The sequence below is a fragment of the Arsukibacterium sp. genome, from assembly GCF_036735525.1.
Taxonomy (GTDB): domain Bacteria; phylum Pseudomonadota; class Gammaproteobacteria; order Enterobacterales; family Alteromonadaceae; genus Alishewanella.
Genome location: NZ_DAINOE010000084.1, coordinates 1 through 13424 on the forward strand (window position 1 = coordinate 1; position 13424 = coordinate 13424).

A 13424-nucleotide genomic window follows, 5' to 3' on the forward strand; every position below is an offset into this window, starting at 1 on the left:
CAAAATTATTCCACTGGTATGGCAACAACTACATCAACCTTAGTGGTTGTGGCAGTAACAATATCATAAGATACCTTACTGCCATCAGAAAAAGTATAGTTTATTGCTGAGGGTTTCTTATGCTCCCTTAACCAAGCAGCATAGGTTTTAGCAGCATCAAGCTTTTCCATCTATATACAACTTCAATACAGTATCAAGCTGAGAAATTTGTGAGGACGTTACGGCATTGGTATAGCTTCTAACAATGGCATCACTGTCAGGTAAACTGCCAGCACTACCAGGAAACATAGAATGTAAAAACAAACTGGTGATATTTCGTTCAAGCGCTGTAGTGCCATCTTCTTGTACCATCACCATTAAGGTTCTGGAATCGGCACCACCAAAAACTGCATTAAAAGGCGTGCGGTTATTTATTACATGACCGTTATATGTGACAAAACCACCATGGTAATTGGTATGCCCCTCTAAAAAATAACCAAAGCGGCCATGGCCATTTCCGTTGCCATTCCCTTGCCCATTAATGGCAAAAAATTGCATTCCAGAACCATGAGATTTGAAGCCATTGACACAGGCTTCAAACTGCTGAGCTTGCGCCGATTGCATTTTTGATACAGTGGCACTCAAGTTACAATTTTGCGTACTGTAACCCCAGGCACCTTTACTCTTTAACGCCATTAATACCGGTAAGGAACCCATACCGGCTTTAACCAAAAACTTCCTCCTGGAAGCCCCTGGTGTCGGGCTAGTGTCTTTTTCCATTTTATCCATCATTCACATCCTGAAAATTTGGATTAATACAGAGCATGCCGCTCTTCGATAACTATCCGAATCTATTTGCAAAATCCGCTCCAAAAGCATAAGCGTTTGTTTTAAAAAAACATATCAAAGCAAACAAGAAATCATATCAGTCAATTGTAAAAATGCCTGACAATCAACAAAAACCGATTTCATTTAACCGCAATTTGGTAAACGTCCAGCCGCCCTGCGCTCATTAAAGTGGTTCAGTGCAGCGGGCATACGTTCACGCAGTTCACGAATGCGGGTATCTGGTATAGGGTGGCTCGATAAAAACTGTGGTGGGTTAGCACCGCTGGCAGCAGCCATATTTTGCCATAGATCTATGGCCTGGCGCGGCTCAAAGCCAGCTTTGGCCATTAACTCCAGCCCGATAATATCCGCTTCAGTTTCATGCGCCCGGCTAAATGGTAAGGCCACACCAATTTGCGCGCCCAGGCCAAGTGCTGCCATCAGTTCTTGCTGATAACGCACGCCATAGGCGCGCGAGCCGGCATCGCCCAGCGCCAAGGCTGTTTGTAAAAACTGATTAGTTGATAAACGCTCATTACTATGGCCCGCCATGACGTGGGCGATTTCGTGGCCCATGACAGCGGCTAACTGATGCTGGTTCTTGGCCACATTTAATAAACCAGTGTAGACACCAATCTTGCCACCAGGCAAGGCGAAGGCATTCACCTGTTCGCTGTCGAATACCACCACTTCCCAGGCATTATTACGATACTTCTCTGGCGTTACCGTTAACAGCGCATTGGCTATACATTGTACATAGCCATGTACTTTGGGATCTTTGGCAATGGCAATCTCAGACTTCATTTGCTCAAAGGTCTGTGCACCCATGCTATTCAGCTGGCTATCATTAAACAACATAACCTGACGACGACCGGTTGGCGACTCAGCGCAGGCAACGATCAGCAATGAACAAACGACAGTGATAAACACTTTTTTCAGCATATAGATATCCTTATAAATGCTATAACAGCAGGGTGTTTCTATATTGTAACCGCAGCAGAAAAAAAAACCACCCTAAGGTGGTTTTCATATAGCAGTTAACTGGTTAAATCATCGAAGAATTTTTTGACGCCATCAAAAAAGCCTTTAGATTTGGGCCGGTGCTTAGCTTCACTTTCACCGGCCATGCTGTCATCTAGCTGGCGCAGTAACTCTTTTTGCTTATCGCTGAGGTTAACAGGCGTTTCAATAACCACTTTACACACCAGATCGCCGACACCGCCACCACGCACCGATTGCACACCTTTACCGCGCAAGCGGAACATCTTATCGGTTTGGGTTTCTGCCGGTATTTTCAGCTTAACCCGGCCATCAAGCGTCGGTACATCAATTTCGCCACCCAGCGCCGCTATAGCAAAGCTCAAGGGCACATCACAGTATAGGTTATTGCCATCGCGCTGAAAAATGGGATGCGCGCGTACATGGACCTGCACATATAAATCGCCAGCTGGTGCACCATGCATACCCGCCTCACCTTCACCACTTAAGCGAATGCGATCACCGGTATCGACGCCGGCCGGAATTTTAACCGACAGGGTTTTGGTTTTCTCAACCCGGCCTTCACCATGACACTTAGTACAAGGATCCGGAATAATCTTACCGCGGCCATTACAGGTAGGACAGGTTTGCTGCACGGCAAAAAAGCCCTGACGCATAGTCACCTGGCCAACACCATGACAGGTTGGACAGCTCTTCGCCGAAGTGCCTTTTTTAGCACCTGAGCCATCACAGCTATCACAATTCACCAGTGTTGGGATCTTAATATCGACTGATTTGCCTTTTACCGCTTCTTCTAATGATAATTCCAGGTTGTAACGCAGATCGGAACCACGCTGCGCCCGCGACTGGCCGCGACGGCCGCCACCACCGAAAATATCACCAAACACATCACCAAAGATATCACCAAAATCGGCAGAGCCACCACCACCGCCACCACGGTTAGGATCAACCCCGGCATGACCGAAACGGTCATAAGCGGCACGCTTTTGCTCGTCTGATAAGACTTCGTAGGCTTCCTGCACTTCTTTAAACTTTTCTTCCATAGCTTTATCACCCTGAGTACGATCCGGGTGAAATTTCATGGCAAGGCGTTTATAGGCCTTTTTGATGTCTTTATCATCGGCGCCTTTGGCGACACCTAATACTTCATAATAGTCACGCTTGGACATAGCTTTGTGCTTACTTCTCGGTAAAAGGGCTGCAGTTTAACGCTGCAGCCCGGATTAGCCAAAATTATTTGTTGTCGTCTTTCACTTCTTCAAACTCAGCATCGACCACATCATCAGCAGACTGCTGTTGACCCGCATCGGCGTTACCACCCTGCTGCCCTTTAGCCTGTGACGCTTCCATCAGTTTTTGTGATGCCTGAATTAAGGCTTGTGATTTAGCATCTATTTCTGCTTTGTCACTGCCCTTCAGAGCCACTTCTAACTCAGCGATCGCCTTTTCAATGGCGGCTTTGTCGTTAGTTGCCAACTCGTTACCCACTTCTTCTAACTGCTTACGGGTAGCATGCACCATGGCATCAGCTTGGTTACGGGTTTGCACCAGCTCTTCAAACTTTTTGTCTTCTTCAGCATGGGCTTCAGCATCGCGCACCATGGCCGCAATTTCTTCTTCAGTTAAGCCTGAAGAGGCCTTGATGGTGATCTTTTGCTCTTTACCGGTGTCTTTATCTTTGGCTGACACATGTAAAATACCATCGGCATCTAAATCGAAGGTCACTTCAATTTGTGGCTCACCACGACGCCCCGGGCGAATACCTTCTAAGTTAAACTGACCCAGTGACTTGTTGTCAGTGGCTCGTTTACGCTCACCCTGTAACACATGAATGGTTACCGCAGACTGATTATCATCCGCTGTTGAGAACACTTGCGACTTCTTAGTCGGGATAGTGGTATTTTTCTCAATCAGCGCCGTCATCACGCTACCCATGGTTTCAATACCCAGTGACAGTGGTGTTACGTCCAGCAGCAGTACGTCTTTCACATCACCTGACAATACCGCACCCTGAATGGCTGCACCTACCGCTACCGCTTCATCCGGGTTTACGTCTTTACGAGGCTCTTTGCCAAAGAAAGCTGTCACCGCTTCCTGTACTTTTGGCATACGGGTTTGACCGCCTACCAGAATAATTTCGTTGATCTCACTTACGCTTAAGTCGGCATCGGCTAAGGCTTTCTTCAGCGGCTCCAACGTACGCTGCACTAAGTCTTCCACCAGTGATTCCAGCTTGGCACGGGTCACTTTAATATTTAAGTGTTTCGGGCCTGAGGCATCAGCCGTGATATACGGCAGGTTCACTTCAGTTTGTGACGCGGATGACAGCTCAATCTTGGCTTTCTCAGCGGCTTCTTTTAAGCGTTGCATGGCCAGAGGATCATTACGTAAATCCATGCCCTGCTCTTTTTTAAACTCTTCAACCAGATAGTTGATGACGCGGTTATCAAAGTCTTCACCACCTAAGTGGGTATCACCGTTGGTCGCTAATACTTCGAAGGTTTGCTCACCATCTACATCATCAATTTCAATGATTGAAATATCGAAAGTACCGCCACCCAAGTCATAGACTGCAATCTTGGTGTCGCCTTTCTTTTTATCCATACCATAAGCCAGCGCCGCAGCAGTAGGCTCGTTGATAATGCGCTTCACATCTAAACCAGCAATACGGCCGGCATCTTTAGTGGCCTGACGCTGAGCATCATTAAAGTAAGCGGGTACGGTAATAACCGCAGCCGTCACCGGCTCACCTAAGAAGTCTTCGGCAGTCTTCTTCATTTTTTTCAGAATTTCAGCTGAAATTTGTGGCGCCGCCAGTTTTTTGTCTTTCACTTCTACCCAGGCATCACCATTGTCAGCCCGGACAATTTTAAACGGCATGATTTTGATGTCACGCTGCACTTCTTCGTCTTCAAAACGACGACCGATTAAGCGCTTGATTGCATATAAGGTATTTTTCGGGTTGGTCACGGCCTGACGTTTTGCTGGCTGGCCGACTAACACTTCACCGTCTTCAGCATAAGCAATAATTGAAGGCGTGGTACGCGTACCTTCAGCGTTTTCTAACACCCGTGGTTTATCGCCATCTAACACAGCCACACATGAGTTAGTTGTACCTAAGTCAATACCAATAATTCTACCCATAACTACTCTCCACCTGTATTCTGAACAATTAAATATTGCGTTGAGCAGTTAGTGGGGATTAGCCCTGATCGATTCAAGGTTATTGCGGTAATTTTTTTATAAAAAGCTGCTTAGCACACTTGATTGCGACCGGCAGCCTTAGCCCGGTACAGCGCTTCATCAGCAGCGACAATCATTTGCTCAGCATTGATAAAGCTGCTGTCACTGGTTGAAGCGACGCCCGCTGAAAAACTGCAGGAAAATTGTTGAGCGGAACTGTTAAAATGCAAAATGGAAAATGCTTGTAAAATATGTTCAGTTAACTGTCTCGCTTGCACAGCAGTACAATCTGGCAGCACCAGCATAAATTCCTCGCCACCATAGCGCCCTGCCCGGTCAGTTTTGCGAATACGTTTTCTAAGCAAAGTCGCTAACGCAGTAATGACTACATCACCGGTAGCATGACCAAAGCTATCATTGACGGCTTTAAAGTGGTCAATATCGAGCATGACAATACTCAAGGGTTTTAGTTGTCGCTCTGCACGTTCAAATTCTAAATCTGCCACTTCTTTAATTGCACTGTGCTTAATAAGCGAGGTCAGGCTATCTTTTTCAATTAAATTTTTAATTTGTAAACTGCGCGCTAACCTCACCTTGATGGCTTGAGCTAACTGCAAATCGCTAATAGGTTTAGTAATAAAATCATCTGCCCCGTGCGACATCGCCCTGATTTGCAAACTTTTATTCTGCTCTGATGACAAAAACACTATCGGCAAACGGCGTAATGAAGGGTATTGACGAATCACGCCAGCCAACTCAGCGCCGGTATAATCAGGCATATACATGTCCATCAGGATCAGATCAGGCTGAAAACTTAGCAACTCTTCAATAATAGTGCGCGGTGAGTGGTTGATAGCGGTTTTAACGCCAACACTGTTTAGCACTAATGCATAATGTTCGGCCAACAGTTTATCGTCATCAACAATAAACACCCGGCCACGACCTACACTGGCCTGTTCGAGCAATTCAGTGATGCGACTGAGCATATTTGGAATATCAAGCGGCGAAATAAAAAAATCATCAGCAAAGTGTTGTGCAGCCTGCACCCGTAATGCAAAGTCATCCTGTTCAGAAAACACCAATAAACGGCTTTGATGCTGCTTTAGCAAGTTCAGTAGTAAATTTTGCTGAAACAATATTTTACCGTCGGCCTGTATTATATGACTAAACAATAGAGCCGGTGTTTTATGCTTTAATAATTGCACACAGCTATCAAAATCCGTAACCAGTAACACTTTGTGTCCAAAGGCATCGAGCTGAGTTTGCAGTTCTGTTAATAACTGAGTGTTATCCAGCATCAGCCAGATCGAATGTTCGATGTGCTGCCCAGGTAAGGTTGAGGTTTGAGCATCAGCACCTGAATACAAGGCTTCAGTTACTGCCAATTTAAAAAGCTGTAGTTGCTGTTGCAACAAGGGTAAATTTTCGGCTAATGATGCTGCTGGTAAGGCTCGTAACGCTGTCGCTTGTAGTTCTAACTGACGGGCTAAATTACCTAACACGGCATAACCAAAGGTACCGCTGGCGCCTGCCAGTTTATGCGCATCAGCAGCTATATCTTTTAGATTATCTTCGGTTACTGGTTGCTGAGTCAGTGCAAGCATGGCATCAGCACGCTGCGCTAAGCTTTGCTCAAAACGCTGCCTTATCAGAGAAAAAGCATCGTTCATATTTAGCGTTGGTTTATCTGACGTCATTAAACCATTCCTGTCAATCAGTTAACTTATAATATAGGGCTTTTCCGGTAACGCAAAGTAAAATGTTGTGCCTTTACCTGCAGCAGAGTTAAACCCTATACTTCCGCCCATCTGCTGCACTAATTCTTTACAAATTGCCAAGCCTAAGCCAGTGCCACCACTTTGCCGCTGATTTGAGCCATCCGCCTGGGCAAAACGCTCAAAAATATGGCTCTGGAATTCAATGGGAATTCCTGAACCAGTATCCGTTATTTGAAATAACACGCTACCAGACTGGCATTGCGCAGACACCAGCACGCTGGTATTTTTTGGTGAAAATTTAATCGCATTTGACAATAAATTCGTGACGACTTGCTGCAGCCGCAATGAGTCGGCTTGCACAAGCCATTGTGCGGGTATTGGCTGTAAATCAATAGTGACATGGTGCTGATTAGCAAAAGGCTGCAAATTATCCACAGCTTGCCTTAACTCATCCAACACCGAGAGCGGTTGCATATCAAACGGCATTTTGCCAGCAGCCAATTTCTCAATATCCAGTAGATCATTAATTAACTTCGCCAGCCGATCACTGTTACTACTGGCTACCTGCATTAATTTTAGCATTGTTTCAGGCACTTGCCCTAACTTACCAGAATTGAGCAACCCAAGCGCACCCTTAATAGCCGTCAATGGTGTTCTAAGCTCATGACTGACTGTTGAAATAAAGGAATCTTTCATCTGCTGCAATTGCATGCGCTCTGTGACATCCTGCACTGAACCAACCAAAATTTGTTCAGGGTTTTCTGCTACAGGTAACATTTTAGCCAGTTCGTGCACCCAACGGATAGTTCCATCAGGGCGGATGATCCTGTGAATCACATCATGCAAGCCGGTTTCTAAAGCCTGCTGTTCACTGGCTGCAACCAGATGACGGTCTTGTGGGTGCAAGGTACTTTTGAATAAAGCAACACTGGGGGTGATGTTGTTATCAAAACCAAAAATCTGATAAATCACCGGCGACCACCACAACTCACCGGTTTTTAACGATGCCTGCCAAAAACCAATTAACGCTGTTTCACTGGCCATTTCCAGCCGCTGCTGGCTAAGCTTATATTCTTTGTTAAGTCGTTCTAGCTCTAAATAGTGCTTTTTTGTGGTGGTTATATCTTCAATATAACCATGCCATAGCGTACTGCCATCCGGCATGCGCTCTGGTGTAGCCCGCCCCGACAGCCAGGTTGGCTGTTTGTTTTCCAAACAAACCCGGTACTGATTCTGCCATAGTGACAAGTGTGCCGCTGATACTTCAATACTGTTAGCCAGTCCAGCCAGATCGTCCGGATGAATTTTACCGAAAATAAATGTCGCATCATCTTTTACCTGTTCCGGTAAAGCTCCATAAATTTTTTGGATGTTATCACTGGCATAGGGAAAACAAGCCCGACCGTCCGGCCATTGCTGATACTGATACACTACGCCCGGCAACTGAGAGGTAAGCTTTAACAACTGTTGTTTTAATGTTTTTTCTTCAGTGATATCCAGAATAAAACCATCAAGATAAATAACGTCCCCTGACTCGGTATATTCGGCACGGCCCCGCTCTTCTACCCAACGTATGGCACCTGATTTATGGATAATCCGATACTGCAACAACCAATTTTGGTTATCGTTAATTGCCTGACCCACAGCCAAATCTAATCTTTCGCGATCATCCGGATGAATCACACTGGCATAGCTGCGAACTTCATTATTTATAAAGTCGCAGGCCGGATAACCGGAGAGCGGATCAATACTGCCGCTCATATACAGCATGGTCCAGTCTTTATCGACTTTACAGCGGTAAGTAATGCCAGGAATATTGGCGACAAGAGTCTGAAATTGATCGCGACTGGCTTGTAACTCAGACCGAATATTCATCTCTTTGGTAAGGTTAATATGACAACCAACCATTCGTAACGGTGTCTTTTCGTCTGTCCATTCAATAACTTTGCCAACACACCGCACCCATACCGTAGAACCATCTTTATGGTGGTAGCGAATAATATTATCAAAAGGGCTCTCCCCTTTGGACAATACATGCTGATTAAAACTGCCAAGAACGAGATCCAGATCTTCTTTAAAAATTATCTTCTGCCAGGCTTCTGGCTTATTCTCCATCTCATCATCAGCGTAACCAAACATTTTCTTGAAGCCTGGACTCAGATATTCCTTACCGTCCTGAATTTCCCAGTCCCAATAACCAGCCATACTTTGTTCAAGTATCTGTTCATATAACCAACGTTGCTCAAAAAGCTTTAGCTCGGCTTGTTTTTGTTCGGTAATATCAGCATGGGTGCCATACATCATTAAAGGCTTGCCATCCTCAGTCCAGCTGACCACCCGGCCTCTGTCATGCACCCACACCCAGTGGCCGGCTTTGTGTTTCATCCGGCATTTGCAGTCGTAAAAAGGTAATTGCCCTGAAAAGTGCTGCTCTAATAATCTGCCTGACTCGGCCAAATCATCCGGATGGGCAAAAGATAACCAGGTATTAATATCAACGGGCGAGAGTTCTGCCAGGCTATAGCCGATTATTTCAGCCCAGCGCTCATTAAACACCGTTGCTCCTGTGTGCACATTCCATTGCCAGGTGCCGATACTTGTCCCCTCTAACACCGAGCGATACATCAGCTCACTGGCCGCTAATTGCTGATGCACTTGCTCCTGCAAGCGGTCCGTTATTTCCTGCTCAATGATATCAGCGAATTGACGCAATATTTGTCGCTCTGCCAAAGTCAGCTGCCGGGGCTTGGCATCAATAATACACAGGGTGCCGATGCGTTGACCGTTAAAACTCAGCGGTGCGCCGGCATAAAAGCGGATAAAAGGTGCTGCTGTAACCAATGGATTGTCAGCAAAGCGCGGGGCCTGACTGGCATCAGCGATTTCAAAAATATCGCCCGTTAAAATGGCATGCCCACAAAACGAAATATCACGCCCTGTTTCACAGGCATTCAGCCCCTGGCGTGACTTAAACCATTGCCGGCCAGTATCAACCAGCGACACCAGCACAATTTGCGTACCCAAACACTGCTTTACTAATGTGGTAATACGGTCAAAGCGAGGTTCAGCCTCGGTATCCAGTAATTCAGCACTGAGCAATGCCGCCATCCGCTGTTTTTCATCACGAGGTATTGCTGGTTGCTGCATAAGACTACTCTTGTTATTTTAAAGCGGCTTAGTTTCAGCTTAAAAATAAGTTAGCAGCTTTTTAGCTAAAATGCATTTTAGTTTGAAACGTTAAACCATTACCGCTACACACCTGCTCTCACACTGCTTCAGGTTTAACTAACCAAATACTGTTGATACAAACTCTGCAAGGTTTCTCCCAGTAACATAGGGTCAAAGGGTTTATCAATCACCGCTATAGCGCCCGCATCAAGATATTGCTGTTTTTCTGCCTGTTGAATTTTTGCTGTCATAAACACCACCGGCACATCCGCTACAGAAGGTAACTGGCGCAGTGCCGCCAACGTTTGTAGTCCGTCCATTTGCGGCATCATCACATCCAGCAAGATCAGCTGTGGTGCAAAGGCCTCTACCTGAGCCAAGGCGCTTTTTCCGCCATCGCAACTGAGCAGCTCAAAACCTGCTACATCGGTCAGCGCAATTTCGGCTACAGCGCGAATAGAATCGTCATCTTCAACATGCATTATTCGTTGTAACACCATTTGAATTCCTTATTATCTCAGTTAAGAATATTTTTAAGATATTTCGCCAAGACTTCAGTGTTAATTTGGCTTTTACTAAATGTTGCTTTTACTCTGCTTTTGTTATCAATCGCTACATCCTGAGCTGAAAATATCACCACCGGAATATCATCCTGAGTTGCCGAAATGGTACCTAACAGGTCAATACCATCGCCATCTGGCAAGCCTAAATCCAGTAAAACAAGATCGAATTTCTGCTGCAATATTTTTTGGGCTTCGGCAAGTGAACCAACTGCATGATATTCAGACATTTTTTCCAGTTGAAACCGCATAATAGTGACAATATCCTGATCATCTTCAACATGCAAAATACGATGAGCACGATCTTGGCGGGGTAACTCACTTAATAGCTGGCCTAACTTTAAACTGAGCACTTCTGGTCTAACCGGTTTTTCTATCCAATCTACTGCATTTGCTATTGCAGCCAGCTGCAGCTGTCCTTGCTCAATATAGGCGGATATAATTAACACTGGCAAACTGGCGGTAGCCGGGTTATCACGCAGCCGCAGAAAAAAATCAGCGCCATTTTCGCCTTTAAGTTTTAAATCCAAAGTGATAGCAGCGTACTGGCGCTTCGCTAACTGTTGCATGGCCGTTTTAATGTCAGGAGCCCAATCATTGCTATAGCCTTCTGCTTTTAAAAACTCACCTAACAGATGCGCGGTGTCGGCATCATCTTCAATCACTAAAATAGCATCTTCCGTGAGCTCTTTACTAAATGATTGCTGTAACGGCAGCTCAAACCAAAATGTCGCTCCTTGACCCTGTTCAGAAGACACCCCCACCTCGCCGCCAGCCTTTAGAATAATTTCACGGCTTATTGCCAAACCCAAGCCGGTGCCGGATTTAGCCTTGTCACTAGCTTGCTCCAGTTGTGAAAACCGTTTGAATAACCGATGCTGATCTATTTGGGCAATACCCGGGCCGTTGTCTCTCACAGCAATAAGCAGCCGCTGCCCAATAATCTCTGAGCTAAGCAACACCTCACCGCCCTTAGGTGAAAACTTTATGGCATTTGATAAAAAGTTTGTCAAAACTTGCTGAATGCGGCTCGGATCTATCCACAAATCTCGATTCTCTGCAGCTTGCATCTTAATGCTAACTTGATATTGCTGAGCATAGGGCTGTATTTGTGCTACCGCATCTTTAAGCAGAGTCAATAATGCTACCTCTGCTTCATCAAACTCCATTTTTCCAGCGACTAGCTTTTCAATATCCAGTAAGTCGTTAATTAATAAATTTAATCGTTGACTGTTTTTGTAGGCTATTCTTAATAACTTTTCTGCTTTAGGGCTTAACTCGCCACTGGCACCGCCCAATACCAGGCCCAGGGAGCCGCCAATAGAGGTAAGCGGCGTTCTTAACTCATGACTTACGGTAGAAACAAAGTCATCTTTAAGTTTTTCAATACGTTTGATTTCGCGAATATCCTGAATAATTGTCCAGATATAGCTTTCACCTTCACCATCACTAAACAGCACCCCATTAAGCTCGATATCTATCAAATCACCATTTTTATGGCGATACTCCTTCACATAGGGGCCATAGCGACCGGTTTGTGTTAAGGCCGTAAGTTGCTGTTGCTCTGCTTCAGCATAGCGTTCCGGGGTAAGGTCCCAATAACTTAATTGCGTTAACTCCTGCAATGAATAACCGGTTAAAGCGGTCATTGCCGGGTTCGCTTCAACAAAAGCACCATCACTAAAACGGTTTAATAAAATGGGTAAAGGCGATAACTGATATAGCGCAGATAACTTTTGTTCAGATTGCTTTAATAACTTTTGCTGGCCTGACACTTCAATCCGGGCGAGGCGTCGTAAAAAAGATACCAACCATATGCCTAATATCAGGGTAACCACAGCGGCCAGTAACCACATAGACAAAATAATCTTTTCAGCCCCCTGCTGAGCGCTGACCTGCGAACTGATATCCTGCCAACGGATGCTCACTAACTGGCCACTTTGCTGAGGAGTTTCGCCCCAAACCGGCCAGGGCTGCAGCGACACCACAAAGGTTTGTTGATTAAACGTCAGCAGTTGTGATCTAGGGTAGGTAACCTCAGCAGGCAACTGGTAGTTTTCCAGCCAAAACCTTAAAATTTCCGAAGGCTTGTAACTGCTCCACTGCTCTGTTTGCAGCCAGTCTCTCTTCATGTCCTGATGAAACACTGCCGTAACATCAGGTTTCACCAACAATGCAATACCCTGATCTGGCATTTTAGACGCGGTCGTTTTGGTTTTTACTTGTCGCTGCGCAAATACATTCTGTAAATCAAAACCTAATTCTATTGCCGCCACCAGTTGTTTTTGCTGATTAAAAACCGGAATTACTGAACGCAGGCCTAGACCATGCCGTCCTTGCTCTGTTGCTGTTAACTGCTTTGCGGTATTCAGGCTGTGCATGATCATCGGGCGGATATCAGCCAAACTGTCGCTGTGGCGATCCGGGCGGTGAGCCCGCAGCAGGGTAAAAGCATCCGTCGCCAAATGCAGGTGTAACTGACTAGCGCCTGATGGCGTCAACGTTTGCCAGTACCTGTCTAAAATAGGCGCTATTTGCTGCCGCAACAGGCTTAAATTGGCATTAGCACCTTCTGCCTGGTAAAGCGCTGCCGCTTGCAGGATCAAATCGGTTAATTGCTTATTCGCTGCAATAAGTTTAACCGCTATCTCTACCTGATGGCTGGCTTCTTGCTGCAACACATGCTGCTTAGCCTGTTGTATAGATGCAAACTCAGCAATTAAATTATTATGATACTGTTGACGTTGCGCGGCAGAATGCCAGGCTGCCAGCAAAAAAACAGACAAAACTGCTGCGGCTACTACCGCGTACAATTTATTAAAGTTAAATGTTTGCTGTATGACATTAAGCAACTTGCACTCTCCTTGCTAAGCTTGCATATCAGGATTAGGTATTTATACATTAAATGCAAGCTAAGTGTGCAATTGTAATAAGTTAACCTGAACTCGGGATAAGAAAGTTTGAACTAAAGGCCCTCTTCGTGATCGGA

At 45.5% G+C, this 13424-nt stretch carries 9 protein-coding genes; all 9 read right to left on the reverse strand.

Features of this window, described 5'->3' with window-relative positions; translation table 11 throughout:
* Positions 1-5 precede the first annotated feature (5 nt).
* The 9 genes from V7D78_RS13920 to V7D78_RS13960 all read right to left on the reverse strand — a co-directional run bounded on the left by V7D78_RS13920 (position 6) and on the right by V7D78_RS13960 (position 13221).
* A complete protein-coding gene (locus tag V7D78_RS13920; RefSeq protein WP_333609060.1) occupies positions 6-170 on the reverse strand; it encodes a hypothetical protein in 165 nt (54 codons plus the stop codon).
* On the reverse strand, positions 157-771 hold the full coding sequence (locus tag V7D78_RS13925) for a hypothetical protein (protein WP_333609061.1): 615 nt from the start codon (positions 769-771) through the stop codon (positions 157-159). Before V7D78_RS13925 ends, V7D78_RS13920 begins: the two co-directional genes overlap by 14 nt.
* Before the next feature lie 180 nt (positions 772-951).
* Positions 952-1749, reverse strand: coding sequence for a M48 family metallopeptidase (locus V7D78_RS13930; RefSeq protein ID WP_333609062.1), 798 nt, complete (start codon positions 1747-1749; stop codon positions 952-954).
* Positions 1750-1844: 95 nt separating this feature from the next.
* On the reverse strand, positions 1845-2975 hold the full coding sequence (gene dnaJ, locus V7D78_RS13935) for a molecular chaperone DnaJ (RefSeq protein ID WP_333609063.1): 1131 nt from the start codon (positions 2973-2975) through the stop codon (positions 1845-1847).
* A gap of 64 nt (positions 2976-3039) precedes the next feature.
* Positions 3040-4950 (reverse strand): molecular chaperone DnaK, encoded by a 1911-nt coding sequence (gene dnaK, locus V7D78_RS13940; protein WP_333609064.1) that lies wholly within the window; start codon positions 4948-4950, stop codon positions 3040-3042.
* A 110-nt stretch (positions 4951-5060) separates the two neighbouring features.
* On the reverse strand, positions 5061-6686 hold the full coding sequence (locus V7D78_RS13945) for a diguanylate cyclase (RefSeq protein WP_333609065.1): 1626 nt from the start codon (positions 6684-6686) through the stop codon (positions 5061-5063).
* 21 nt (positions 6687-6707) lie between these two features.
* Positions 6708-9854, reverse strand: a complete 3147-nt coding sequence (locus V7D78_RS13950) for a PAS domain-containing protein (protein WP_333609066.1) — start codon at positions 9852-9854, stop codon at positions 6708-6710.
* Positions 9855-9988: 134 nt separating this feature from the next.
* Positions 9989-10375 carry a response regulator gene (locus tag V7D78_RS13955; protein WP_333609067.1) on the reverse strand — a complete coding sequence of 129 codons (387 nt, stop codon included), beginning with the start codon at positions 10373-10375 and terminating at the stop codon, positions 9989-9991.
* 17 nt (positions 10376-10392) lie between these two features.
* Positions 10393-13221, reverse strand: a complete 2829-nt coding sequence (locus tag V7D78_RS13960; protein ID WP_333609068.1) for a response regulator — start codon at positions 13219-13221, stop codon at positions 10393-10395.
* Positions 13222-13424 lie beyond the last annotated feature (203 nt).

What these genes read in the sequence shown, in the direction of transcription:
- V7D78_RS13925 (WP_333609061.1), bottom strand. Translation starts at nt 771, where the DNA reads ATGATGGATAAAATGGAAAAAGACACTAGCCCGACACCAGGGGCTTCC.
- V7D78_RS13920 (WP_333609060.1), bottom strand. Translation starts at nt 170, where the DNA reads ATGGAAAAGCTTGATGCTGCTAAAACCTATGCTGCTTGGTTAAGGGAG.
- V7D78_RS13930 (WP_333609062.1), bottom strand. Translation starts at nt 1,749, where the DNA reads ATGCTGAAAAAAGTGTTTATCACTGTCGTTTGTTCATTGCTGATCGTT.
- dnaK (WP_333609064.1), bottom strand. Translation starts at nt 4,950, where the DNA reads ATGGGTAGAATTATTGGTATTGACTTAGGTACAACTAACTCATGTGTG.
- V7D78_RS13945 (WP_333609065.1), bottom strand. Translation starts at nt 6,686, where the DNA reads ATGACGTCAGATAAACCAACGCTAAATATGAACGATGCTTTTTCTCTG.
- dnaJ (WP_333609063.1), bottom strand. Translation starts at nt 2,975, where the DNA reads ATGTCCAAGCGTGACTATTATGAAGTATTAGGTGTCGCCAAAGGCGCC.
- V7D78_RS13955 (WP_333609067.1), bottom strand. Translation starts at nt 10,375, where the DNA reads ATGGTGTTACAACGAATAATGCATGTTGAAGATGACGATTCTATTCGC.
- V7D78_RS13950 (WP_333609066.1), bottom strand. Translation starts at nt 9,854, where the DNA reads ATGCAGCAACCAGCAATACCTCGTGATGAAAAACAGCGGATGGCGGCA.